The organism is Streptomyces sp. NPDC046197, from assembly GCF_040646295.1.
Taxonomy (GTDB): Bacteria; Actinomycetota; Actinomycetes; order Streptomycetales; family Streptomycetaceae; genus Streptomyces.
On sequence record NZ_JBEYZY010000027.1, the window covers coordinates 1 to 21,010 of the forward strand.

Annotated in this window: 26 protein-coding genes, 1 tRNA gene and 1 pseudogene; 9 read left to right on the forward strand and 19 right to left on the reverse strand. The window is 71.7% G+C overall.

Annotated elements, in window-relative coordinates; translation table 11 throughout:
* The first annotated feature begins 269 nt into the window (after positions 1 to 269).
* The gene (locus tag AB0A61_RS29975; RefSeq protein ID WP_361299007.1) at positions 270 to 992 is read left to right on the forward strand and encodes a GAF and ANTAR domain-containing protein; all 723 of its coding nucleotides are present in this window, start codon (positions 270 to 272) and stop codon (positions 990 to 992) included.
* Between the two features lie 169 nt (positions 993 to 1,161).
* Here AB0A61_RS29975 and AB0A61_RS29980 read toward each other — a convergent pair whose 3' ends face one another.
* The 3 genes from AB0A61_RS29980 to AB0A61_RS29990 form a co-directional block, all read right to left on the reverse strand.
* Positions 1,162 to 1,983: a YceI family protein gene (locus tag AB0A61_RS29980; RefSeq protein ID WP_361299010.1), complete on the reverse strand. Its 822-nt coding sequence runs from the start codon at positions 1,981 to 1,983 to the stop codon at positions 1,162 to 1,164.
* Positions 1,984 to 2,083: 100 nt separating this feature from the next.
* On the reverse strand, positions 2,084 to 4,618 hold the full coding sequence (locus AB0A61_RS29985; RefSeq protein WP_361299013.1) for an MFS transporter: 2,535 nt from the start codon (positions 4,616 to 4,618) through the stop codon (positions 2,084 to 2,086).
* A 12-nt stretch (positions 4,619 to 4,630) separates the two neighbouring features.
* Positions 4,631 to 5,134 carry a MarR family transcriptional regulator gene (locus AB0A61_RS29990; RefSeq protein WP_361299016.1) on the reverse strand — a complete coding sequence of 168 codons (504 nt, stop codon included), beginning with the start codon at positions 5,132 to 5,134 and terminating at the stop codon, positions 4,631 to 4,633.
* A gap of 295 nt (positions 5,135 to 5,429) precedes the next feature.
* On the opposite strand from AB0A61_RS29990, the gene AB0A61_RS29995 reads away from it, so the two are divergent.
* Positions 5,430 to 5,624 (forward strand): hypothetical protein, encoded by a 195-nt coding sequence (locus tag AB0A61_RS29995; RefSeq protein WP_361299018.1) that lies wholly within the window; start codon positions 5,430 to 5,432, stop codon positions 5,622 to 5,624.
* Positions 5,625 to 5,636: 12 nt separating this feature from the next.
* On the opposite strand, the gene AB0A61_RS30000 is transcribed toward AB0A61_RS29995, so the two are convergent.
* On the reverse strand, positions 5,637 to 5,879 hold the full coding sequence (locus AB0A61_RS30000) for a hypothetical protein (protein WP_361299021.1): 243 nt from the start codon (positions 5,877 to 5,879) through the stop codon (positions 5,637 to 5,639).
* 67 nt (positions 5,880 to 5,946) lie between these two features.
* Here AB0A61_RS30000 and AB0A61_RS30005 point away from each other — a divergent pair, with 67 nt between their 5' ends.
* On the forward strand, positions 5,947 to 6,381 hold the full coding sequence (locus tag AB0A61_RS30005) for a hypothetical protein (protein ID WP_361299024.1): 435 nt from the start codon (positions 5,947 to 5,949) through the stop codon (positions 6,379 to 6,381).
* Positions 6,382 to 6,661: 280 nt separating this feature from the next.
* Here the strand turns inward: AB0A61_RS30005 and AB0A61_RS30010 are convergent, their stop codons facing one another.
* The 8 genes from AB0A61_RS30010 to AB0A61_RS30045 all read right to left on the reverse strand — a co-directional run bounded on the left by AB0A61_RS30010 (position 6,662) and on the right by AB0A61_RS30045 (position 11,090).
* Positions 6,662 to 7,579, reverse strand: coding sequence for an RNA polymerase sigma factor SigF (locus AB0A61_RS30010; RefSeq protein WP_361299027.1), 918 nt, complete (start codon positions 7,577 to 7,579; stop codon positions 6,662 to 6,664).
* A gap of 247 nt (positions 7,580 to 7,826) precedes the next feature.
* Positions 7,827 to 8,699 (reverse strand): RNA polymerase sigma factor SigF, encoded by an 873-nt coding sequence (locus tag AB0A61_RS30015; RefSeq protein WP_361299030.1) that lies wholly within the window; start codon positions 8,697 to 8,699, stop codon positions 7,827 to 7,829.
* 145 nt (positions 8,700 to 8,844) lie between these two features.
* The gene (locus AB0A61_RS30020) at positions 8,845 to 9,138 is read right to left on the reverse strand and encodes a Dabb family protein (protein ID WP_361299033.1); all 294 of its coding nucleotides are present in this window, start codon (positions 9,136 to 9,138) and stop codon (positions 8,845 to 8,847) included.
* Positions 9,138 to 9,314 (reverse strand): hypothetical protein, encoded by a 177-nt coding sequence (locus tag AB0A61_RS30025; protein ID WP_361299036.1) that lies wholly within the window; start codon positions 9,312 to 9,314, stop codon positions 9,138 to 9,140. Before AB0A61_RS30025 ends, AB0A61_RS30020 begins: the two co-directional genes overlap by 1 nt.
* A gap of 87 nt (positions 9,315 to 9,401) precedes the next feature.
* Positions 9,402 to 9,486 (reverse strand) — tRNA-Ser (locus AB0A61_RS30030).
* A 67-nt stretch (positions 9,487 to 9,553) separates the two neighbouring features.
* A complete protein-coding gene (tadA, locus tag AB0A61_RS30035; RefSeq protein ID WP_361299039.1) occupies positions 9,554 to 9,985 on the reverse strand; it encodes a tRNA adenosine(34) deaminase TadA in 432 nt (143 codons plus the stop codon).
* Positions 9,986 to 10,041: 56 nt separating this feature from the next.
* On the reverse strand, positions 10,042 to 10,578 hold the full coding sequence (locus AB0A61_RS30040; protein ID WP_361299238.1) for a hypothetical protein: 537 nt from the start codon (positions 10,576 to 10,578) through the stop codon (positions 10,042 to 10,044).
* 290 nt (positions 10,579 to 10,868) lie between these two features.
* Positions 10,869 to 11,090: a hypothetical protein gene (locus AB0A61_RS30045; protein WP_361299042.1), complete on the reverse strand. Its 222-nt coding sequence runs from the start codon at positions 11,088 to 11,090 to the stop codon at positions 10,869 to 10,871.
* Positions 11,091 to 11,240: 150 nt separating this feature from the next.
* On the opposite strand from AB0A61_RS30045, the gene upp reads away from it, so the two are divergent.
* Complete coding sequence (upp, locus tag AB0A61_RS30050; protein WP_361299045.1) at positions 11,241 to 11,876, forward strand: uracil phosphoribosyltransferase; 636 nt, start codon at positions 11,241 to 11,243, stop codon at positions 11,874 to 11,876.
* A 366-nt stretch (positions 11,877 to 12,242) separates the two neighbouring features.
* Here the strand turns inward: upp and AB0A61_RS30055 are convergent, their stop codons facing one another.
* Together AB0A61_RS30055 and AB0A61_RS30060 are read right to left on the reverse strand one after the other, a co-directional pair.
* A complete protein-coding gene (locus AB0A61_RS30055) occupies positions 12,243 to 12,869 on the reverse strand; it encodes a LytR C-terminal domain-containing protein (RefSeq protein ID WP_361299241.1) in 627 nt (208 codons plus the stop codon).
* A gap of 147 nt (positions 12,870 to 13,016) precedes the next feature.
* Positions 13,017 to 13,313 carry a type II toxin-antitoxin system VapB family antitoxin gene (locus AB0A61_RS30060; RefSeq protein WP_004943146.1) on the reverse strand — a complete coding sequence of 99 codons (297 nt, stop codon included), beginning with the start codon at positions 13,311 to 13,313 and terminating at the stop codon, positions 13,017 to 13,019.
* A 182-nt stretch (positions 13,314 to 13,495) separates the two neighbouring features.
* On the opposite strand from AB0A61_RS30060, the pseudogene AB0A61_RS30065 reads away from it, so the two are divergent.
* Together AB0A61_RS30065 and AB0A61_RS30070 are read left to right on the forward strand one after the other, a co-directional pair.
* Positions 13,496 to 13,693 (forward strand): annotated as a pseudogene (locus AB0A61_RS30065) (helicase HerA-like domain-containing protein); the annotation flags it as partial.
* Between the two features lie 53 nt (positions 13,694 to 13,746).
* A complete protein-coding gene (locus tag AB0A61_RS30070; protein ID WP_361299048.1) occupies positions 13,747 to 13,932 on the forward strand; it encodes a hypothetical protein in 186 nt (61 codons plus the stop codon).
* A gap of 32 nt (positions 13,933 to 13,964) precedes the next feature.
* On the opposite strand, the gene AB0A61_RS30075 is transcribed toward AB0A61_RS30070, so the two are convergent.
* From AB0A61_RS30075 to AB0A61_RS30090, 4 genes are all read right to left on the reverse strand, one after another.
* Positions 13,965 to 14,126 (reverse strand): hypothetical protein, encoded by a 162-nt coding sequence (locus AB0A61_RS30075; protein ID WP_361299051.1) that lies wholly within the window; start codon positions 14,124 to 14,126, stop codon positions 13,965 to 13,967.
* A gap of 55 nt (positions 14,127 to 14,181) precedes the next feature.
* Complete coding sequence (locus tag AB0A61_RS30080) at positions 14,182 to 14,529, reverse strand: hypothetical protein (protein WP_361299054.1); 348 nt, start codon at positions 14,527 to 14,529, stop codon at positions 14,182 to 14,184.
* Positions 14,530 to 14,682: 153 nt separating this feature from the next.
* Positions 14,683 to 15,357 carry an HdeD family acid-resistance protein gene (locus AB0A61_RS30085; protein WP_361299057.1) on the reverse strand — a complete coding sequence of 225 codons (675 nt, stop codon included), beginning with the start codon at positions 15,355 to 15,357 and terminating at the stop codon, positions 14,683 to 14,685.
* 243 nt (positions 15,358 to 15,600) lie between these two features.
* On the reverse strand, positions 15,601 to 16,203 hold the full coding sequence (locus AB0A61_RS30090; RefSeq protein WP_361299060.1) for an HhH-GPD-type base excision DNA repair protein: 603 nt from the start codon (positions 16,201 to 16,203) through the stop codon (positions 15,601 to 15,603).
* A 272-nt stretch (positions 16,204 to 16,475) separates the two neighbouring features.
* Between AB0A61_RS30090 and AB0A61_RS30095 the strand changes: the two genes are divergently transcribed.
* The gene (locus tag AB0A61_RS30095; protein WP_361299244.1) at positions 16,476 to 18,344 is read left to right on the forward strand and encodes a copper resistance protein CopC; all 1,869 of its coding nucleotides are present in this window, start codon (positions 16,476 to 16,478) and stop codon (positions 18,342 to 18,344) included.
* An 11-nt stretch (positions 18,345 to 18,355) separates the two neighbouring features.
* Here the strand turns inward: AB0A61_RS30095 and AB0A61_RS30100 are convergent, their stop codons facing one another.
* Positions 18,356 to 19,222, reverse strand: coding sequence for a DUF72 domain-containing protein (locus AB0A61_RS30100; RefSeq protein WP_361299063.1), 867 nt, complete (start codon positions 19,220 to 19,222; stop codon positions 18,356 to 18,358).
* A gap of 521 nt (positions 19,223 to 19,743) precedes the next feature.
* Here AB0A61_RS30100 and AB0A61_RS30105 point away from each other — a divergent pair.
* Positions 19,744 to 20,034, forward strand: a complete 291-nt coding sequence (locus tag AB0A61_RS30105; RefSeq protein WP_361299066.1) for a hypothetical protein — start codon at positions 19,744 to 19,746, stop codon at positions 20,032 to 20,034.
* A 12-nt stretch (positions 20,035 to 20,046) separates the two neighbouring features.
* On the forward strand, positions 20,047 to 20,937 hold the full coding sequence (locus AB0A61_RS30110) for a DUF2637 domain-containing protein (protein WP_361299069.1): 891 nt from the start codon (positions 20,047 to 20,049) through the stop codon (positions 20,935 to 20,937).
* The last annotated feature ends 73 nt before the right edge of the window (positions 20,938 to 21,010 follow it).

Consider the following 21,010-nt stretch of genomic DNA (forward strand, 5'->3'; position numbering starts at 1 on the left):
GTCGGACTTCGAGACCGTCCAGGAACTGCGCTGTGACCTGCGCTGGAAGGCCGCCTGCGGACTGGGCCTGCACGACATGGCCTTCGACCCGTCGCCGACGCGGAGGCCGACCCTGCTGTGCCCACCCCCGCCCGGCTCACTCAGGACCGCTTCCGACCGTCAACGGAGCGAAAAGCCCGGGTGCACAAACGAGATAAGGTTCTGTACGTCCTGTGCTCGCAGTCGGGAATGTGCTGCGGAGCTCTCCTGCGCATGGTCTGTGACCGTGCATGCCGAAGAGGTTCGTGGTGCCTGCGTCCGACTTTTCTGGTTTGCCCCGTTTTTCGGGGAATTTCGAGCTGGCCGAAGCCTTGACGCTGGCCGCTCAGCAACTGCACGACACGGTCACCCCGCACAGCACCATGCGCACCGCCGTCCGCCTCGCCGTGCACCTCCTGCCCGGCGCCGAGCACGTGGGGATCTCCGTGATGGAGGGCGGCAACCACCGCCGTCCGGTCGCCTGGACCGACGACGTGGTACGCGCCGCCGAGGACGACGGTGGAAGCCGTGGCCGGCCCATGTACTGGCACCACCTGTGGCAGGCACCGGTCGTGCGCCTGGAGGACAGCGAGACGGAGGACGGCGGCGCGACGCTGGCCGGTCTGGGCCTGCGCTCGGCGCTGGCGCTGCGGCTGCGCGCCGACAAGCGGCGGCTGACGGTGCTCACCGCCTACGCCCGCAAACCGCGCGCCTTCGACGAGGAGGCGACCCGGATCGGGCGGCTGTTCACCGCGCATGTCAGCCTTGCCCTGGAGTCGGCGACCGTGCGCGAGCAGCTCACCGAGGCGATGCGCACCCGCGACCTGATCGGGCAGGCCACCGGCATCCTCATGGAGCGGCTGAACATCGACGCGGCGGAGGCCTTCGACAGCCTGGTGCGCGCATCGCAGCGGGAGAACGTCAAGCTGCGGGACCTGGCCCGCAGGATCGTCGACGCGAACAACCCGACATGACCCGACATGACCCGGCATGAGCCGGCATGACCTGGCATGACCTGACGGCGGTTCGGGCGCCGACCGGCGGTACGGGCGAAGGCAGGGCCATGAGCCAGAGGGCGCCGCGAGCGGCATCCCGATGCCTGGTCGGCGCCGACCCGTCACGTACGCCGTCGGCGCCGATCCGTCACGCGGTCGGGAGCGACTCGCCCTGCACGGCCTGGATGTCCAGCTCCACCTTCAGCGTCGTGCCGATGGCGGCGATGCCGGCCTGGACGACCTGGTTGTAGTTCATGGCGAAGTCCTCGCGGCGCAGCTCCGTCGTCGCCCGGAAGGCGGCCCGTGTGCCGCCCCAGGGGTCGGCGCCGGTGCCGAGGTAGGCGAGGTCGAGGTCGACCGGGCGGACGACGCCGTGCATGCCCAGCTCGCCGTGAACGGTCCAGCGGTCCGTACCGGCGGCCGTCACACCGGTGGAACGGTAGGTGATCTCCGGGTACCTCTCGACGTCCAGGAAGTCCGGGGACTTCAGGTGCCCGTCGCGCATGCCGTTGCCGGTGTCGACGGAGGCGGCGCGGATCACCGCCGCCACCCGGGACTTGGTGACGTCGTCCGGGGCGATCTCGATCGTGCCCGCGAAGTCCGTGAACCGGCCGTGCACGCTGGAGATGCCCAGGTGCTGGGCGACCGCGGCGACCGAGGAGTGCGCCGGGTCGACGGTCCACGGCCCGGGCGGCGGCAGTTCGGTGCCGCCCTGCCGGGCCAGCGTCACCGCGCCGATCTCGGCCCGGCCGCTCGCGGTGACGATCGCGCTGGAGGCGGCGGGCGCGTACCCGACCGCCGTGACGATGACCGTGTACGCCCCGGGTGCCAGCGCGGTCGCGTCCCGGACCGCGCCCGCGTGGTCGGCCTCGGCCCGCAGCACCTGCGTGCCCGTCATGTCGGTCACCGTGACGACCGCGTGCGACACGGCCCATCCGTCCCGGGTGTGGATCCTCGCGGTCAGTGCCATCCCGTTTTCTCCCTGAAAGGCCTTACAAATCGCTCGCAATGAAACCGGCCCGTGCGGGCGCACCTCCGCTCGGAGCGCGCCCGCACGGGCCGGGCAGCCGTTACTCGGCCGGGTGGGCCAGTTCGATGTCGTGGTCGTCGACGCCGCGGCCGGAGACCGTCAGGGCCGTCGCCACCGGCGGGTAGCCCGTCGCGATGACGGTGTACTCACCGCTGTCGAGGTCGGTGAAGGCATATGCCCCGTCCGTGCCGGTGGTGGCCGTGCCGACCACGTTGCCCGCCGCGTCGACCAGCGTCACGCGGGCGTCGGCGAGCGGCCCGTACGGTGCCCGGACGACGCCCTGGAGCTGGGCGCCGAAGTCCAGGTCCACCTCGATACGGGTGACCCCGGTGCCGCTCACCTCGACCGGCAGTGCCCGCGGCCGGTACCCGGCGGCGTTCACCGCGACGGTCACCGCGCCCGGCACCAGCTCGGCGAAGGAGAACTCGCCCTGCTCGCCGCTGGTCCCGGTGGCCAGCAGGTCCCCGCGCACGTCGGTGACGATCACCATGGCGTCCTTGACCGGCAGCCCGTCGGCGGCGGCCCGCACCACACCGCTCAGCCCGCTGGTGCCGCTGAGCAGGATGTCGTACGCCACCGGCTCGCCGTTGACCACGATGGTGGACGCCTGCGGCTGGAAACCGTCGGCGGAGGCGATCAGCACGTAACTGCCCGCGCCCGGAGCGTCCACCGCGTAGGCGCCGTCGGCCTGCGCGACCGACCGGCCCAGTTGACGGCCCGCCAGCGAGATCAGTGTGACGGCGGCCTGCGGCACCGGCGCGCTCTCGGCGCCGCGGACGAAGCCGCGCACCGGGATACCGCCGCCGAAACCGGCCTCACCGGGGGCCATGGTGGCCACTGCGGCCAGTCGCTGGGTGCCCTCGGGACCGGCCTCGGTGGTGGGGACCACGGGGACCGCCCAGCTGGGCACCCGCTCCTCGGCCGGGACGGAGGCCTCGGCGGCGGCCGGAGCGGCGGCCGGGTCGACCGCGGCGGGCGTGCCCTCGGCGGCCTGGGCCAGCGCGCCCTTCGTGCGCAACGGGACCTCCTTGATGAAAAGCGTGATCAGGAAGGCGACGGCCGCCAGGCAGCCGGCGATCATGAAGATGTCGGCGATGCCGTGACCGTAGGCGCTCTCCATGAGGGTGCGCAGCGGCTTCGGGAGCGCGTTCATGTCCGGAATGCTGTCGCTGGAGCCGGAGCCCTGCAGGGCGGCCGCGTACCTCGGGCTGAGGTCGGCCAGGCCGTCCTTGACGTAGTCGGTGATCCGGTGGGTCATCACCGCGCCCAGCGCGGAGACGCCGACGGCACCGCCGAGGGACCGGAAGAAGGTGACGGTGGAGCTGGCCGAGCCGAGGTCGGCGGGCGACACCTGGTTCTGCGTGCACAGCACCAGGTTCTGCATCATCATGCCGATGCCGAGGCCCAGCAGGGCCATGAAGACGGCCATCTTCCAGTACACGGTGTCGTACCGGATGGTGCCGAGCAGGCCCAGGCCGGCCGTCACCAGGACACCGCCTCCGACCAGCCACCCCTTCCAGCGGCCGGTGCGGGTGATGAACTGGCCGGAGACGGTGGAGGAGACGAACAGACCGCCGATCATCGGGATGGTCATGACGCCCGACATCGTGGGGGACTTGTCCCGCGCCAGCTGGAAGTACTGGCTGAAGAACACCGTGCCGGTGAACATCGCGATGCCGACGAACAGCGAGGCGAGCGAGGCCAGCGTGATGGTGCGGTTGCGGAACAGCCGCAGCGGGATGATCGGCTCGCTCGCCTTGGCCTCGACGAGCACGAACAGCGCACCGAGGACGATCGAACCGCCGACCATCGCGTACGTCTGCCACGACAGCCAGTCGTACTTGTCACCGGCGAAGGTGACCCAGATCAGCAGCACCGAGACGGCGGCGGAGATGAGGAACGCACCGCCCCAGTCGACCTTGGCCTCCCGCTTCACCACGGGCAGGTGCAGGGTCTTCTGCAGCACGATCAGCGCGATGACGGCGAAGGGCACGCCGACGTAGAAGCACCAGCGCCAGCCCAGCCACGAGGTGTCGGTGATGACACCGCCGAGCAGCGGGCCGCCGACGGTGGCGACGGCGAACGTGGCGCCCAGGTAGCCGGAGTAACGGCCGCGCTCCCGCGGGGAGATCATCGCCGCCATGACGATCTGCGCCAGCGCGGACAGTCCGCCGACGCCGATGCCCTGGACCACGCGGCAGGCGATCAGCATGCCGGGGTTCTGCGACAGACCGGCCGCCGCCGAGGCGACGACATAGATGACCAGGGCTATCTGGACGAGTGCCTTCTTGCTGTACAGGTCGGCGAGCTTGCCCCACAGGGGAGTGGCCGCGGTCATCGACAGCAGGGCGGCGGTGACCACCCAGGTGTAGGCGGACTGACCGCCACCGAGGTCACCGATGATGTGCGGCAGCGCGTTGGAGACGATCGTGGACGACAGGATCGCCACGAACATGCCGAGCAGCAGCCCGGAGAGCGCCTCCATGATCTGCCGGTGCGTCATCGGAGCGCCGCCGGGGGAGCCTCCCCCGTGCTTGGCGTGGGCCCGCACACCGGCTGGTGTGGTCGTTGCCATGGGCTTCCTTACTTACGTGCTTGCGGGTGTACGGGTGGTCTCTTCGAATACGGGGGCGGCCACGGAGGCGTGCCGGACCGGGGCGGACCGGCAGTCGCCGAAGCTGGCGCGCAGGCGCGTCATCAGCCGGATGAGCTGACCGACCTCGTCGTCGGTCCAGTCGCTCAGCCGGTCGGCGAGCAGACGAGTGGTCCGCCGGGACAGCTCGTCCAGCTGCTCCAGGCCCGCGGGCGTCAGGCGCAGGATGCGCGAGCGCTTGTCCGCGGGGTCCGGTGACCGCTCGATCCAGCCGCGTGCGGCGACGTGTGCGACATGCCGGCTGGTGACCGACATGTCCACGGCGAGCAGCTCGCCGAGCCTGCTCATGCGCATGTCGCCGTGGCGGCCGAGCAGGGTCAGCACGGCGGCCGACCCGGCCGGGCAGTCGGGCGGCAGGATCCGCCCGATGTCCCGTTTCACGGCTCCGACGGCACTGAGCTGACGCGCCAGCTCTTCGTACTGCGCCTGCTCGGCCATCACATCTCCCGTATCGTTGCTTCGGGCAACCATAGAGGCGGTTGGTTGCTGCAGGCAAACAAATGAGGGTGGGGAGCCGTAAAAACTTGGCAAAGGCAAGAATTGCAGCCGGAAAGTTGCTGATCAGCTGACTTTCCGGCCGGTGTGGTCCGAGAGCGGGGCCGTCGGGCCGGGGCGGGGGTCCGCGGGCGGCAGCCCCGGGGCCGGTCGTACCGTCGCGGAGTGCCTTGGAGCGGGCGCCGAACCGAACCCCGGCCTTGGGCAAGCCCCGCCGCTTTCGCTAGGGTCTCGGGCCATGGCTAACACCCAGGGCCCCCAGGGCAACTACGACCCCGCCGGCAGCACCCAGATGTTCCGCGCGTTCGTCGACGAGGCTCCCCAGGGCAGGCAGCAGCAGGCCGCCTCCAGCGGGCCCCGCATCGGCCTGATCGTGGGCATCGTCGTCGCCGTGGCGGTCGTCGCCGCGCTGGCGTGGCTGGCCCTCAAGTAAGGGCGCGCGCCCCTATTTCCACGCGACCGAGACGTCCCGCGTCTCGATGTGCATGCCCAACGGCACCCGCCAGGCGTCGACGCACACCGTCCAGGTCGCGTCCTTCCGCGCGCCGGCCTTGATCGGCGCCGGGAGGTCCTCGGTCGACTCGACCGTCGCCCAGTCGATGCCGAGCGCGCCGATGATGTGCGTCCCGAGGGTCACCGTGCCCGAACGCACCCGCGTACCGCCCGAGTTGCGGAAGGCGACGGTCACGTTCTCGCACCATCGCCGGTCCGTGGCCTGCCGCACGGGCTGACCCCAGCCCAGCACGGCGGGCCCGGTGGGCCTGGTGGGCGCCGAGGGCGACCCGGACGGTGCCGGAGCCGGTGGACCGCCCGGCGTACGGCCGGACGCCCCGCCATCGGACGTACCGCCGCCGGACGTACCGCCGTTGGTGGCGCCGCCGCCCGCGGAGGTGCCGCCGCCGGAAGCGCCACCGCTCGCCGGGGCCCCGCCCGTGGAGGACCCGGGCGCGGACGGCCCGCCCGAGGAGCCGTTCGCCGTGTCAGCGGCCCCGGCGCCTCCTGCGCCGCCCGCGCCGCCCGCTCCCGCAGTCGCCGCACCCGGCGACGAGTCCGGTGCCGGATTCCCGACGCGGCTCCCGGACCTGCCCGTGTCGCCCCCGTCCAGCGGTACCCACCTCACCTCGCCGCTGGGCCCCGCCGCCGGACCGGACGGCCCGGGCGACCCGCCGGCCGCTCCGACCGCGACATAACCGCCGCCCTGGCCTCCGCCCGTGCACGCGGCCAGGATCCCGCCCAGACAGACGACGGCCGCCGACGCGGCCATCACGGCGCCTCGGCGGCCAGGAGTCGATCTCACCCATGTCGTCCGTGTCGATCGAAGCACCGCGCCATGGTGGCTGACGCCCCGTCAAATGGGAAGGGCCGACGACCGCGGACTCCAAGAGACCGAAGAGCCCGAAGAGCCCGAAGAGACCGGCACGGCCGCCGGCCTCTCGGAACTTTCGGGGTCAGGCCGGGCTCAGGCCGGGCTCAGTCGGAGATGAGCCCCTCCCGCAGCTGCGCCAGCGTCCGGGTCAGCAGCCGGGAGACGTGCATCTGCGAGATGCCGACCTCCTCGCCGATCTGCGACTGCGTCATGTTGGCGAAGAAACGGAGCATGATGATCCGTCGCTCGCGGGGCGGGAGCTTGGCGAGCAGCGGCTTGAGCGACTCGCGGTACTCGACGCCCTCCAGGGCCGTGTCCTCGTAGCCCAGGCGGTCCGCCAGCGAGCCCTCGCCGCCGTCGTCCTCGGGGGCGGGGGAGTCCAGCGACGACGCGGTGTAGGCGTTGCCGACGGCGAGACCGTCGACCACGTCCTCCTCCGACACGCCCAGCACGGCGGCCAGTTCGGCGACCGTCGGGGAGCGGTCGAGCTTCTGGGAGAGCTCGTCGCTGGCCTTGGTGAGGGCCAGCCGCAGCTCCTGCAGGCGCCTGGGCACCCGCACCGACCAGGACGTGTCCCGGAAGAAGCGCTTGATCTCGCCCACGACCGTGGGCATCGCGAAGGTCGGGAACTCCACGCCCCGCTCGCAGTCGAAGCGGTCGATCGCCTTGATCAGGCCGATGGTGCCGACCTGGACGATGTCCTCCATCGGCTCGTTGCGGGAGCGGAAGCGGGCGGCCGCGTAGCGGACCAGCGGGAGGTTGAGCTCGATGAGGGTGTCACGGACGTAGACGCGCTCGGGGCTGTCCTCGTCGAGGGTGGCCAGCCGCAGGAACAGGGATCGGGACAGGGTTCGGGTGTCGATGTCCTCCGGGGCGGGCAAGGCCGCGGTGGGCGTGGCCGGAAGGGCCGGGGCCGGAGTGGCCTCGAGGGCCACAACGTCGTCGAGGGCGTCGAGCGCCTCGGGCGCGCCCTCGCTCTTCGTGAGCGTGAGCACCTTCGAGCTGCCCTGATCTGCGGACATGCCACCCCCTCTGGGTCGCGGGACGGTCGCGGCCGGCGCTCCCCGACGAGAAGAACGCGGCCCTCACCTGAATACCGGAGCCGAAGCCTCGGCAAACGCGCTTCCCGCAGAATGTCACATGTCGGCAACACGCTGTAGTGACATGTCGACATCCGAGACGCGAATCGGCCCTGGAAAAAAGGGGTCTGACGCTATTTCGGCACGCGAATGCGGGGATCCGCCCTGGTGAGCGATTCGCCCGTGCCGGTTACGCCTCGATCGTGTTTGCGGACCGCAGTCGCTGGAAGCTACGCGCGAGTAGCCGGGAGACATGCATCTGGGAGACGCCGAGTTCCGCACTGATCTGCGACTGGGTGAGATTGCTGTAGTAACGCAGCAACAGGATTCTCTGTTCGCGTTCGGGGAGCTGGACGAGGAGGTGCCGGACCAGGTCGCGGTGCTCCACGCCGTCCAGGGCCGGGTCCTCGTAGCCGAGCCGGTCCAGCAGGCCGGGCAGCCCGTCGCCCTCCTGTGCGGCCTCCAGCGAGGTCGCGTGGTACGACCGCCCCGCCTCGATGCAGGAGAGCACCTCGTCCTCCGTGATGCGCAGCCGCTCGGCGATCTCCGCCGTGGTCGGGGAGCGCCCGAAGGCGGTGGTCAGGTCCTCGGTCGCGCTGTTGACCTGCACCCACAGTTCGTGCAGCCGGCGCGGTACGTGGACGGTGCGGACGTTGTCGCGGAAGTAGCGCTTGATCTCGCCCACCACGGTCGGCATCGCGAAGGTCGGGAACTGCACACCCCGGTCCGGGTCGAAACGGTCGATGGCGTTGATCAGGCCGATGGTGCCGACCTGGACGACGTCCTCCATCGGCTCGTTGCGGGAGCGGAAACGGGCGGCCGCGTAGCGCACGAGCGGGAGGTTCGCCTCGATGAGAGCCCCGCGCACGCGGGCGTGCTCCGGTGTGCCGGGTTCGAGCTCCTTCAACTGGGTGAAGAGCACCTGGGTGAGGGCCCGGGTGTCGGCACCGCGCCGCTTCTCCGGAGCGGGGGCCGTGGCCTGATCGTGAGCCTCTTCCTGGGGTGGCGCAGTACTGGCCGACACGGTCAACGCCACCTCTTCTTCGATCAACTCATCCGTCAAAAGCGGTTATAGCGTCACAAGACATGTGCATCGTGTTCAAGCACCGCATAACTACGTGTTGAGGTATGAATTAGGGCATAAGGCACAGTGAAGCCCCGCACCGCTCCGGTACGGGGCCGATCGTGCAGCCGTACGGCCGTACGGCTCAGAATTCGTAGTCGGCGATCACCCAGGTGGCGAACTCCCGCCACAGCGCCACGCCCGCCTGGTGCGCCGGGTGCTCCAGGTACCGCCGCAGGGCGTCGACGTCCTCGACCGCGGAGTTGATCGCGAAGTCGTAGGCAACGGGCCGGTCGCTGATGTTCCAGCCGAGCTCCCAGTGGCGCAGTTCGCCGATCCGGCCACCCAGGGCACGGAAGGCCTCGACGCCCTCCACGACGCGTGGATCGTCGCGCTCGACACCCTCGTTCAGCTTGAACAGGACCAGGTGGCGGATCATCACTTTCCTCCGTTGGCGACCCATGTCATGAAGGTTCCGATCGCCTTGGCGGCGTCCGATATGCCCTCAAACCCTATCTGGACGTAGCTCGCGGCCTTGGCCGGGTCCGTGATGATCACGTAGAGAACGAAGACCACGAGTACGTAGAAGGCGATCTTCTTGGCGTTCACCGCCATGCGGCCCTCCCCTGTCGCTGTTTGCCCCCGGGCGCTGATGATGATCGCAGATAAGGCCCCGTCCGATCGGACGGGGCCTTTCTCCAGCGGTAGCGGAGGGATTTGAACCCTCGGTGACTTGCGCCACACTCGCTTTCGAGGCGAGCTCCTTCGGCCGCTCGGACACGCTACCGAGGGAGACCTTACAGCACGGTGGGCCGTGGTCTGAAATCCGTTTCCGGCAGCTGACCGGACGGGACTCAGCGGCTGCGGAAGAATTCGGTGAGAAGGCCGGCGCATTCGTCGGCGAGGACGCCTTCGACGACTTCGGGCCGGTGGTTGAGCCGCCGGTCGCGTACGACGTCCCACAGGGACCCGGCCGCCCCCGCCTTCACGTCGCGGGCGCCGTAGACCACCCGGTCCACGCGGGACTGCACGATGGCACCGGCGCACATCGTGCACGGCTCCAGGGTGACCACGAGCGTGCAGCCGGACAGCCGCCACTCGCCGGTCCTGGCCGCGGCCCGCCGGATGGCGAGGACCTCCGCGTGCGCGGTGGGGTCGCCGGTGGCCTCCCGCTCGTTGTGCCCGGTCGCGAGCACGGTCGTACCGTCACCGGAGAGCACGACGGCGCCGACCGGGACGTCCCCGCCCCGGACGGCCTGCCCGGCCTCGTCCAGGGCGAGCCGCATCGCGGCCCGCCAGCGGTCGCGTACCGGGTCGGGTGTCCTGCCCGTGTCCGGCGCGGTCAGCGGACGGTCTCCAGCACCTCCGAGGCGCCCAGGGCCTCGGCGATCGCGCTCAGCGCGTCCTCCGCGTCCAGGGCGCGCAGCTCCTTCTCGCCGACGCCCAGGTCGTCGAGGATCTCGCCGTCGCCGAGCGGGCTGTGCGTGATGGCGTCGGCGGAGCCGGTCTCCTCGTCCTCGTCCTCGGCGGTGGCGGGATCGCCGTCCTCCGTGCCGTCGAGGTCGAGGGAGTCCAGGTCGGGGCCGTCGTCGCCGGGCTCCCTGCCGAGCAGTTCGTCGGTGAGCAGGATCTCGCCGTAGCTGCTGCGGGCAGCGGCGGCGGCGTCCGAGACGTAGATACGAGGGTCGTCCTCGCCGTCCACGCGGACGACGCCGAACCACGCGTCCTCCTGCTCGATGAGGACGAGCACCGTGTCGTCCTCGGTCGAGGCTTCCCGGGCCAGGTCGGCCAGGTCGGACAGCGTCTCCACATCGTCGAGCTCTGTGTCGCTCGCTTCCCACCCGTCTTCGGTGCGCGCGAGCAGTGCGGCGAAGTACACCGTGACTCTCCCACTGGTCATAGGCGTGCCGGTTGGGGGTCCCCCCGGCGGAGGTTCTGGGCGGGCAGAGCTGGGCTCCGAGCCCCACCCACTCGGAATCGTGGCAGAAACAAGGCGTTCAGGGGACGTCTTCGGCTCCCTGTGTCTGGCAGTTTTGATCGCACGTCCGTAAAGGACTCACCAGCGCACTCGTTGCCGCCACCTGCGGATCGTACGCGGCTTTTCCCGGCATCCACGCACGCCCCACCTCGGCAACGCCCGTGCGGGGTGTCGGTCTTCCCGATGCTTCCCTACCAGCGGAACGTTCGCATGCGCATCGCGTGCCGCAGTCGGGCGACCTTGGCGCGGCGGGGCTGGACGCGGTCGCGCAGCTGCCGGGCCTCGGCGAGTTCGCGCAGGAACCGGGCGCGCCGCCGCCGGCGTTCCGCTTCGGTCTCCGGCGTGTCCGGCGTGTCCGGCGTCCCGCGCCGGGCGCGCTGCGACGGATCTTCACGGGATTCCCGGTCAGGCATTGCTTCACCACCCCAGTCCGTCCCTCCCGCTTTCCCCCGGACGGACGGTTCGATGCCAGCCACCTGCTCGATCGCCGGGGCAGGGCACCTGCGGCCGGAGCGGCGACGGGGAGCGGGCGGGCGGGTTCGGGGCCCGGTTACTGTTGGCACATGCGTCTCCACGTCGTCGACCACCCCCTGGTCGCCCACAAGCTCACCACCCTGCGCGACCAGCGCACCGACTCCGCCACCTTCCGCCGGCTCGCCGACGAGCTGGTCACCCTGCTCGCCTACGAGGCGACGCGCGACGTGCGCACCGAACAGGTCGACATCACCACGCCGGTCGCCCAGACCACCGGCGTCAAGCTCTCCCACCCGCGCCCGCTGGTGGTGCCGATCCTGCGGGCCGGCCTCGGCATGCTGGACGGCATGGTGCGGCTGCTGCCGACCGCCGAGGTGGGCTTCCTGGGCATGATCCGCAACGAGGAGACGCTGCAGGCCTCCACGTACGCCACGCGCATGCCGGAGGACCTCTCCGGCCGTCAGGTGTACGTCCTGGACCCGATGCTGGCCACCGGCGGCACGCTGGTCGCGGCGATTCAGGAGCTCATCAAGCGCGGTGCAGACGACGTGACCGCGGTCGTGCTGCTCGCCGCTCCGGAGGGCGTCGAGCTCATGGAGCGGGAACTGGCCGGTACCCCGGTGACGGTCGTGACGGCCTCGGTCGACGAGCGCCTCAACGAGCACGGCTACATCGTCCCGGGCCTCGGCGACGCGGGCGACCGGATGTACGGCGCCGCCGAGTAGGTGCCCGCACCCAAGGGGTGCCGTTTGGATCACCGCGGGTCCGCGACGCCTGGCACGGCACCTCGCCGCGTTGTCGCATCACCCGAGTACGCCCGGTACGCGGGTCATGCTCCGCCTTGCGATGCACCGCACCATGCGCCGCGGCCTGATCCGCGCCGATCCGAACGACACCCCCTAGCCGTTCCCCTGGTCGCCGCTTCACGGGGTGACGCGGCGGCTCGCCACCGGTGGCAGAGCGGCCTGCCCGTCACCGGCGGTGCGGCCGGCTGTCTGCCGACGGGGGTACGGCGATCCGCCCGTCACCGGCGATGCGGCCGGCTGTCCACCGGATACGGCGATCCGCCCGTCTCCGGGTGATACGACCGCTCAGCAGTCCTTCTTCGTGGTGGGGCTCGGCTGCGGGGCGTTCAGGGCGGCCAGGGCCTTGTCGGCGTCCGGCCGGCCGGTGAGCTGCTTGAAGCCGGTGCCGATGATCAGGTCGACGTCGCCGCCCTTACGGGCGTCCGCGCGGCGTTCGGCGCCGGTGAGCTGGGTGGAGAGCACCGACAGCGAGGTGTTCAGGGACGAGGCCGGTCCGAGGAGCAGCCCGGTGCCCTTGACCTTCTTGTCGTAGTCCTTGGACGCGTTGCCCACCTGGCCGATGTGGAAGCCGCGCTTCTTCAGTTCGTCCGCGGTCTGCTTGGCCAGTCCGCCGCGGGACGTGGCGTTGAAGACGTTGACGGTGATCTGGCCCGGCTTGGGCAGCGCCTGGACCGCACCCGTCGGCACGGGGCTCGCCTTGGTCCCCGCCTTGGTCGGGCAGTTTCCCTCGGTACCGGCCGCCGCCGCCTTCTTGCCGCCGCCGGTGAAGACGTCGATGAGCTGCAGCGTGCCCCAGCCGATCACACCGAGCACGGCGACGGAGGAGACGGCCAGGAACACGAGCCTGCCGCGCCGCCGGGGCCTGCGCATCCGGGGGTACCTGTTGCCCGTGATCCGGTACTGCCCGCCCATGCCGGGGGGAGTCAGCATGCTCATGGGCGCAGCGTAGTGGGCCCGGGCGGGGATTCCTACTAGATGATCATCGGATCCGCTCAGCAGAACCCGAAAGGTGCAAGCCGTTGTCGAACAGCCCTCTTTGCGGTGCTGTCCGCGCGGCCGTCAGTCCAGTTCCAGCACGCGCGCGTGCAGCACCTGGCGCTGCTGGAGCGCCGCTCGCACCGCACGGTGGAGGCCGTCCTCCAGGTACAGGTCGCCCTGCCACTTCACGACGTGCGCGAAGAGGTCGCCGTAGAAGGTCGAGTCCTCCGCGAGCAGGGTCTCCAGGTCGAGCTGCTGCTTGGTGGTCACGAGCTGATCGAGGCGGACCGGGCGCGGCGCGACGTCCGCCCACTGCCGGGTACTCTCCCGGCCGTGGTCGGGGTACGGCCGGCCGTTTCCGATGCGCTTGAAGATCACACGGAAAGCCTACCGGTCAAGACGTTCCGGGCGCAGCCATGGCGACGGAGTGCGAGGCTGGAAAAGGCGTACCAAAACGGGGCGAACCGGAAACGGGGCCGGAGAAGAGCGACGGCGAGACCGCGCCCGAGGCCACCGCCCCCGAGGCACCGGGAAGCGGCCCGGAACTCCCGCGCGAGGCCCTGGAGATCGCCTCCGGTTACGCCTTCGCCGGCCCCGCCCTCGACCGGGGCGCCCTGGTCCGGGACGGTCACTGCCTGCCCGACGCGCAGATCCGCATCCCGCTGCCGATGCTCAACCGGCACGGCCTGGTGGCGGGCGCCACCGGCACCGGCAGGACCAAGACGCTCCAGTTGGTCGCCGAGCAGCTCTCGGCGCAAAGCTCACCGCCGCACAGGCCCAGGAGGTCGCCCGGGCCGGCGGGGCGGCCCCCGTGCCCGCCCCGGAGCGCAGGGGCGGCCTGGCCGGACCGGGCGAGCGGCAGGCCCGCCAGGAGCCGTCCGTCGTCGAGCAGGTGGTCAACAGCGGCGCGTTCAGGTCGCGGGCCCGTTCGCCGGGCACCCGGATCGGCAAGGAGATCACCCGGTCCCTCTTCGGCACCCCCCGCAGGAGGCGGTGAGCCGGACGCCGCCGTGGCGTCCGGCTGCCGGTTCAGTCGCGTTCCGGTTCCTCCGCCGTGGGTGGCCGCTGTTCGTGCGGCTCGGCCCGGTGGGGGTGACGGGGTTGCTCGGCGTGCGGCTCGGCGGTGCCGCGCCGGGCCTCGGCGCGCAGCAGGGCGCGCAGGACCGCGTAGGGGTCGCTGGGCATGGGCATGGCTGTGCTTTCTTGTGTGGTGCTTGCCGATGGACCGGGAGGAGAGCCGGTCCGGTCAGCAGCGCAGCACCACGCAGCACAGCGCGAGCAGACGGCGGTACGGGGCGGTCGGCGGTGCGGGGACCGGGGGGTGGTCCGCCGCCCGCGCCTGCGGCCGGTCGGACAGCGGGGCGGGCCGCAGGGCCGTGACGGCACCCGCGGTGTCCCGGACCGGGGGCCGGAGCACGGCGTCGAGGACGTCCTGCTCGGCGGCCGTTCCGCCGCTCTCGCAGGCCACCACCACGACGGGCACCGCATGCGCCTCGGCGTGCATGCCCGGCACCAGTAGGGCGAGCAGCAGTACGAGCACTCGCAGACAGGCGCACCGGCCCGTGGCGGGACGGGTGTGCGGTGCGGTGCTCACACCGGTCATCTCCCCGCGTGCCGTACGCAGTTCATCGCGCCGACGCCGAGAACCGCCCGCACGGTGTACGGGCGGGGCGCGGGGTTGACGTCGTTGTACGGGTGGGGGCGGGGGTGACGTTGTCGTACGGGCGGGGGGCGGGATCGACGTCGTTCACGCGGTCCGGGGGATCTGCTCGGCGTGTGCGCGGACGCGGAACGCCGTGACGATCTCGATGATGCCGACCACGACCAGCCAGCAGCCGCTCAGCACGGTGAGCACGGCGACCGACTGCAGCGGCCAGACGATCAGAAAGATCCCGGCGACGAAGGTGAGGATCCCGAGGAAGATCAGCCAGCCGCGGGCGGGCGCCGACGCGTCGTGCACCGCGGCGATGGTCAGCGTGATACCGCGGATCAGCCAGCCGATGCCGATCCACAGGGCGAGCAGCAGGATCGACTGCAGGGCGCCCCGGAAGCAGAACAGGCCGAGCAGGATCGACAGGGCACCGCTGGCGAAGGCCAGCACGCGCAGCGAGGTCTTCATGTGCGTGCCGAAGGCGGCCGCCAACTGGAGCACGCCGCTGAACAGGAGGTAGATGCCGAACAGGATGCCCGCGACGAGCAGGCTGGGACCCGGCCAGATGAGCACCAGGATGCCCAGGACGAGGGCGGCGACACCGGTCCCGAGGACGGCCTGCCAGGCCGCGCGGGACAGCAGGTGCAGGGGGCCTTCCAGCGGCTGTTCGCCGTAGGGAGGCGGGCCGTGCGGATCACGGGCGGCGTGGTCGTGGACGCGGCGGTCGTCGAAGCCAGGGCCCCCGGGGCCGCCGCTCGGTGGATCGCTCATGATTCATGCTTGGCCCGGTCACGTGCCTGCCGCCACCGGAAGGGGGCCACTTGGCTGACGTCGGGTTCGGGAAACGGTCGGCGGACCGGCGTGCGGTTCGGACCGGCGTCCGGTTCGGGGTGGTGGCGTGGAAGGGCGGAAGGGGTGCCCGGTTCGGGTGATGGCGTCGCGGGTGCGCTCCGGCCGTCCGGCAGCCTCCCCGCAGGCCCCCGGTCACCCCCGGCCGCCCGGCAGCCTCCGCCGTCACTTCCCGGGGGACTTCGTCGCCTTGGTTGCCTTCGCCGCGGCCTTCATCTCCTGCTTGTGTGCTCGGACCTTGGCCAGTGACTCGGGGCCGGTGATGTCGGCGACGGACCGGAAGGACTTGGGCTCGCCGTACGCGCCCGCGGCCTCCCGCCACCCGTCGGGCCGAACACCGAGCTGCTTGCCGAGCAGGGCGAGGAAGATCTGCGCCTTCTGCCGGCCGAAGCCGGGCAGTTCCTCGAGCCGCTCGAACAGTTCCTGTCCGCTGTCGACGTCCCGCCAGATGGCCTCGGGGTCTCCGTCGTAGTGCTCCACCAGGTACCGGCACAGCTGCTGGATCCGCTTGGCCATCGACCCCGGATAGCGGTGCACGGCCGGCTTGTCCGACAGGAGCCTGCCGAAGGTCTCCGGCTCGAACGCCACGATCTCGTGCGCGTCCAGGTCGTCGGTGCCCATGCGCCTGGCGATCGTCGCCGGCCCCTTGAACGCCCACTCCATCGGGATCTGCTGGTCCAGCAGCATCCCGATCAGCGCGGCGAGCGGACTGCGCCCGAGGAGCGCGTCGGCCTCGGGGTCCTGGGCGAGGTGAAGAGTGACGTCCATGCCCCGATGATCGCCCCGCCCGGCCCCGACCGCAGCCGGGCGCCCCCGCGGGAAAGTCGTCACCCGCCCGGGCGCCGTGCATCGCGTTCGGGGACCATGGGGCGGGCCGGCGACGGAGGCGGCCCGCGCGGTGAGTGATGCGCGGTCCGAGTGCGTACGTACCGGCAAGCCGGCAAGTCCCCCTACGGAGAAGTGACGTGGCCCGACGCAGTGAAGGGTGTGACAGCCGTGCGCGGTGCGGGCGGGGAGGACGGCGGCGGCTGCTGGGACCGGTGCTGCTCGGGGCCGTACTGGTCCTGCTCCTGCTCGGCGGCGCCGGGCCCGCGTCGGCGCACGCCGCCCTCCGCGCCACCGACCCCGCGGACGGAAGCGTCGTCAGGTCGGCCCCGCGTACGGTCACACTGACCTTCAGCGAGTCCGTCGCCCTGCTCGACGACTCCTTCCGGCTGTTCTCCCCCGACGGGCACCGCGTGCACACGGACGAGGCGCAGCACGTGCCGGGCCGCTCGGACACGGTCCGGGTGACGCTGCCGACCGGACTGGCCCAGGGCACGTTCACCGTGGCCTGGCGGGTGGTGTCGGCGGACAGCCACCCCGTCTCCGGCGCCTTCACCTTCTCCGTCGGCAAACCCTCCGCGACCACGGCCGCGATCGACACGGGCCCGGCCGAGAACCCGGCGACCGGCAGCCTCTACGACCTCGCCCGCTACGCCGCCTACGCCGCCGCGGCCCTCCTCATCGGCACCGCCGCATTCGCCCTGGTCTGCCGCCCGCCGGACACCGGCCCGCTGCACAGGCCCCTGGCGGCGGGCTGGTGGACGCTGCTGGCCGCCACGGTGGTCCTGCTGGTGCTGCGGGCGCCGTACGAGACGGGCACGGGCCCGGCGTCGGCCTTCGACGCCTCGGCCCTGGGGCGCACCCTCACGAGCCGTCCGGGTCTGGCCCTGCTGGCCAGGCTGCTGCTGCTCGCGCCGACCGCCGTCCTTCTCGTACGGCTGTCCCGGCGCCCGCAGGGGGAGAGGCCGACGCGTCCGGCCCTCGCGGCGGGCGTCGTCCTGGCCCTCGCCCTGGCGCTGACCTGGGCGTCGGCCGAGCACGCGTCGGCCGGTGTCCAGGTGCCGGTCGCGATGACGTCCTCCGTCCTGCACCTGCTGGCGATGGCGGTCTGGCTGGGCGGCCTCACGGCCGTGCTGGCGACGCTCAACCGGACCGCGCCGGGACCGGGGAGCGGGGACGCCGTCACTGTGGCCCGCTTCTCCCGCGTCGCCTTCGCCGCCGTCTGCGTGCTGGTCGTAACCGGCGTCTACCAGTCCTGGCGCGGTCTCGGCTCCTGGTCCGCGCTGACCGGCACGACGTACGGCCGGCTCCTGCTCGTCAAACTCGCGGCGGTGGCACTCCTGCTGGCCGTGGCGAGCCGCTCGCGCCGCTGGACGGCCCGGCTTGTGACGGGGGACGCGGAGGCCGCCGTACGGGGAGGGAAACCGGAACCGGCGGTACGGGAGCGAATTCCGGTGCGGGCGGTGCGGGCGGTGCGGGCGGTGCGGGCGGTGCCGGAGCGGAGCCCCGAGCGGGCGGTGCGGGAGCGGGTTCCGGAGCCGGTCGGCGGCCCGCCGCCGGCCGGGGCGGAGCGGCCGGCGGCGCCGGCGCCGGACGTCCACCGCCGTGGCCTGCGCCGCTGGGTGCTGGCCGAAGTCGCCTTGGGCATCGCGGTGTTGGTCGTCACCACCGTGCTGACCGGCACGCTGCCGGGGCGCGCGGCCGCCGAGGCGGCCGAGGCGGGGCCCGCGGCCGGGGGCCCGGCCGCCTCGGTGACGACGATCCCGTTCGACGTCGGCACCGCGGGAGCTCACGGCAAGGTGCAGATCACCCTGGAGCCGGGCCGCGTCGGCCAGAACTCGGTGGAGGCCGTGGTCTACGGCCCCGACGGCGGTTTCGCCACCGTCCCCGAACTCCGCCTGTCCCTCTCGCTGCCCGCGCAGAGGATCGGCCCGATCGACGCCAGGCTCACCGACATGGGCGGCTACTGGGGCACCGACACCCTCAACCTGCCGATCCCCGGCACCTGGACCATGAAGGCGACGGTGCGGGTGTCGGAGCTGGACCAGGTGAGCGAGTCGAGGAAGGTCCGGATCCTGCGCTGACGGCTTCCGCGTCAGCGGTCCCGTGGCGCGCGTGTGCCGTCGAGCAGGGCGCGCATCCGCTCGGCGGCCCGGACCGCCGCGTCGCCGCAGCAGTTGTTGAACAGCACGTGGAGCTGCTCCACCCGCCCGGCGAGCGCGCGCAACCGCGGTACCCACTCCCGCAGTTCGGCGTCGGCGTAGTCGTACCGGAACCGGTCCTCCTTGCTTCCGGTCCCCCACGCGGTGCTGCGCCCGTGGAAGCGGACCACGGACAGCCGGGCGGAGGTGACGGGGGTGACCGGCGGGATGGAGGAGGGCAGTGTCCGCGCCATGTCGACGGCGACGGCGGCGAAGTCGTGCCGGCGCAGCAGCGCGGCGGTCGCGTCCCCCTGCTCCTCACGCCACCACGCGGGATGCCGGAACTCGACGGCGACGGGCCACTTGGCGGTCCGCTCGGCGCACTGGTCGAGGAACGCCTCGGCCCGCGCGCCCGGCCGGAACCACGGCGGGAACTGGAACAGTACGCTCCCGAGCCGCCCGCCCCGCCGCAACGGCTCGATCCCGTGGGCGAACCGCTCCCACACCTCGTCGAGCACTCCCGCGTCCCGCGGGTTGCGCCCCAGGCCCTGCGGCAGTGCACCGCTGCGGGTGGGATGGCCGGTGAGCAGGGAGAACGCCTTCACGTCGAAGACGAACCCGTCCGGGGTGCGCTCGACCCACAACCGGCTGTTCCGCTCGCTGGGCAGGGCGTAGTACGTCGCGTCGACCTCGACGACGGGTAACCGCGTGGCGTAGTACCGCAGGCGCCCTTCGGCATCCCGCGACCCCGCCGGATACCACCCGCCGCGTACGAGCACCGGATCGGTCCACGAACACGCACCCACAAGGATCTCGGCCATGACGAGCGGTTACCCCGACGCGCCGTCGAGCAGTGCCGAAGATGGGATCTGACGCAAGTCATCACATTGGGCCGTCCGGGGACTTTCGTGTCCCTTCCGTAACTTCGCATATTCGGGTGCGTTATGCCGGTGTTGCGTCGCCGGGCCCCCGGAGAAAGCCATTATGTGGAATATCACTCTGTGGACGCTGATCGTGTGTTCTTCCGTCTGCACCGTGGGATCCCTACTCCTGCCGGGTTGTCAATGCAGAATGCGGCGGGTCGATATCGAGGAATTACGCCGTCGTCGTCGTATGGTTGACGTGTTGCAGCGCAACACTCGCCCCGTCCGTGGCGAGTCGATCGCCGACGAGCTCTCGACCGGTGCCGAGCAGGGGCCGCGTCGGGAGGCCGTGGGGGCCCACGGTGTCCATCTCGTCGGCTAGACGGACGAAACATCCGATCGCACATATAGGGCTAATCGGGGAATTCCTTCACCCGTTTGCCGCGCATCCGGCGGACTGGGGCGGCGTTAGTTGGGATATGACTAAGGCAACCAGGGAAGGGTACTTCCGCCTGCTCGCGGGACAGGAGCGGGAGGACTCGACTGCCGGGGGCGCGGTGGCGCTGGGCCCATATACTTATATTCCCGCTCCGGTGCACTCATCGGCCGCTGCCAACGGCACACTGACCAGAGGCGGACTCCCGGTCGCGCTCAAGGTGACCGAGCCTCTGCTGCGGGATTTCCTGGACGCAATGAGCGCGCTGGAGGCTGATCTCGCCCGGCGCTGGGTCGTTTCGGAGGGCCGGTCCGCATTCGCGGGAGCGGAATAGCCGGGCGGCGTCATGTACGACGAAGACATCGACCACCGCCCAGGGCACTCCACGGGTTACCCGGACCGGTTCAACGAGGCCGGCACGGGCCGGCACCGGGCCCCGACCGGAGTGTTCTCGACGCCCCTGGTGCCGCCCGACTCGGCCTGGGACCCGGCCGAGGAGCTGGCCTTCATGCTCCAGGACGCCATGCTGGAGGAGCAGCGGCCGAGAATCCCCGCGGGCCGGGACGAGCCGTCGGCCACCGTCCCGGCCGCCGGCACGCCGCTGGAGAATCTGCAGGAGATCACGGCTGAGCTGCCGCCGCTGAAGGAGGCGGCCCGCGGCCACCGCAAGGTCCGTGAGCACAAGCGGCTGAGCGGTGTGCGGACCGCCAGTCATTTCATCGCCGCCCTGGCCGCCCTCATCGCCTCCGGCGTGAGTTTCTTCGGCGGGATGGTGGCCTACGACCCCCTGCGCATCGTGGCCCTCTCCCGCATGCAGACGAGCGTCGCCTCCTGGTGGCCCCTGCTCGTCTACGGACCGTGGCTGGTCGCGTCGCTGTCCGTGCTGCGGGCCGCGCTGTACCAGCGCCGCGCCGTCCACTCCTGGTGCGTGGTGCTGCTCTTCTCGTCCATCGCGATGCTTTTGTGCGTCGTCCAGGCGCCCAGGACGATCATCGACATCGCGGCGGCCGCCCTGCCGGGCCTTGCGTCCCTGGCGTGCTTCCAGCAGTTCGTACGCCAGATCACCCTGACCCGCCCGCCGAGGCGAACGGCGCCCCGTCACCGGCTGCCGCGCACCCCGCCGCCCGAGCCGTCCGCGGAGGAGCCGGCACCTCCGGCGGCGGACGAGCCGGCCCCCGCCCAGGAAGCCCACCAGCCTTCGGACGCGGACGCCGCACGGCCTCGCGAACGGTGGTGAACCGCCGTCCCACCGGCACGACACGGGCCCCGACCGTTCACCGGTCGGGGCCCTGCGGCCGTCCCGGCGGGCG

Excerpts from the sequence above, each read along its gene's own strand:
- AB0A61_RS30100 (WP_361299063.1), bottom strand. The coding sequence starts at position 19,222 with ATGGCCGAGATCCTTGTGGGTGCGTGTTCGTGGACCGATCCGGTGCTC.
- upp (WP_361299045.1), top strand. The coding sequence starts at position 11,241 with ATGCGTCTCCACGTCGTCGACCACCCCCTGGTCGCCCACAAGCTCACC.
- AB0A61_RS29980 (WP_361299010.1), bottom strand. The coding sequence starts at position 1,983 with ATGGCACTGACCGCGAGGATCCACACCCGGGACGGATGGGCCGTGTCG.
- AB0A61_RS30110 (WP_361299069.1), top strand. The coding sequence starts at position 20,047 with ATGTACGACGAAGACATCGACCACCGCCCAGGGCACTCCACGGGTTAC.
- AB0A61_RS30020 (WP_361299033.1), bottom strand. The coding sequence starts at position 9,138 with ATGATCCGCCACCTGGTCCTGTTCAAGCTGAACGAGGGTGTCGAGCGC.
- AB0A61_RS30045 (WP_361299042.1), bottom strand. The coding sequence starts at position 11,090 with ATGCCTGACCGGGAATCCCGTGAAGATCCGTCGCAGCGCGCCCGGCGC.
- AB0A61_RS30105 (WP_361299066.1), top strand. The coding sequence starts at position 19,744 with ATGACTAAGGCAACCAGGGAAGGGTACTTCCGCCTGCTCGCGGGACAG.
- AB0A61_RS30010 (WP_361299027.1), bottom strand. The coding sequence starts at position 7,579 with ATGTCCGCAGATCAGGGCAGCTCGAAGGTGCTCACGCTCACGAAGAGC.
- AB0A61_RS30025 (WP_361299036.1), bottom strand. The coding sequence starts at position 9,314 with ATGGCGGTGAACGCCAAGAAGATCGCCTTCTACGTACTCGTGGTCTTC.
- AB0A61_RS30085 (WP_361299057.1), bottom strand. The coding sequence starts at position 15,357 with ATGAGCGATCCACCGAGCGGCGGCCCCGGGGGCCCTGGCTTCGACGAC.
- AB0A61_RS30075 (WP_361299051.1), bottom strand. The coding sequence starts at position 14,126 with ATGCCCATGCCCAGCGACCCCTACGCGGTCCTGCGCGCCCTGCTGCGC.
- AB0A61_RS30090 (WP_361299060.1), bottom strand. The coding sequence starts at position 16,203 with ATGGACGTCACTCTTCACCTCGCCCAGGACCCCGAGGCCGACGCGCTC.
- AB0A61_RS30055 (WP_361299241.1), bottom strand. The coding sequence starts at position 12,869 with ATGGGCGGGCAGTACCGGATCACGGGCAACAGGTACCCCCGGATGCGC.
- AB0A61_RS29985 (WP_361299013.1), bottom strand. The coding sequence starts at position 4,618 with ATGGCAACGACCACACCAGCCGGTGTGCGGGCCCACGCCAAGCACGGG.
- AB0A61_RS29975 (WP_361299007.1), top strand. The coding sequence starts at position 270 with ATGCCGAAGAGGTTCGTGGTGCCTGCGTCCGACTTTTCTGGTTTGCCC.
- AB0A61_RS29990 (WP_361299016.1), bottom strand. The coding sequence starts at position 5,134 with ATGGCCGAGCAGGCGCAGTACGAAGAGCTGGCGCGTCAGCTCAGTGCC.
- tadA (WP_361299039.1), bottom strand. The coding sequence starts at position 9,985 with ATGCGGCTCGCCCTGGACGAGGCCGGGCAGGCCGTCCGGGGCGGGGAC.
- AB0A61_RS29995 (WP_361299018.1), top strand. The coding sequence starts at position 5,430 with ATGGCTAACACCCAGGGCCCCCAGGGCAACTACGACCCCGCCGGCAGC.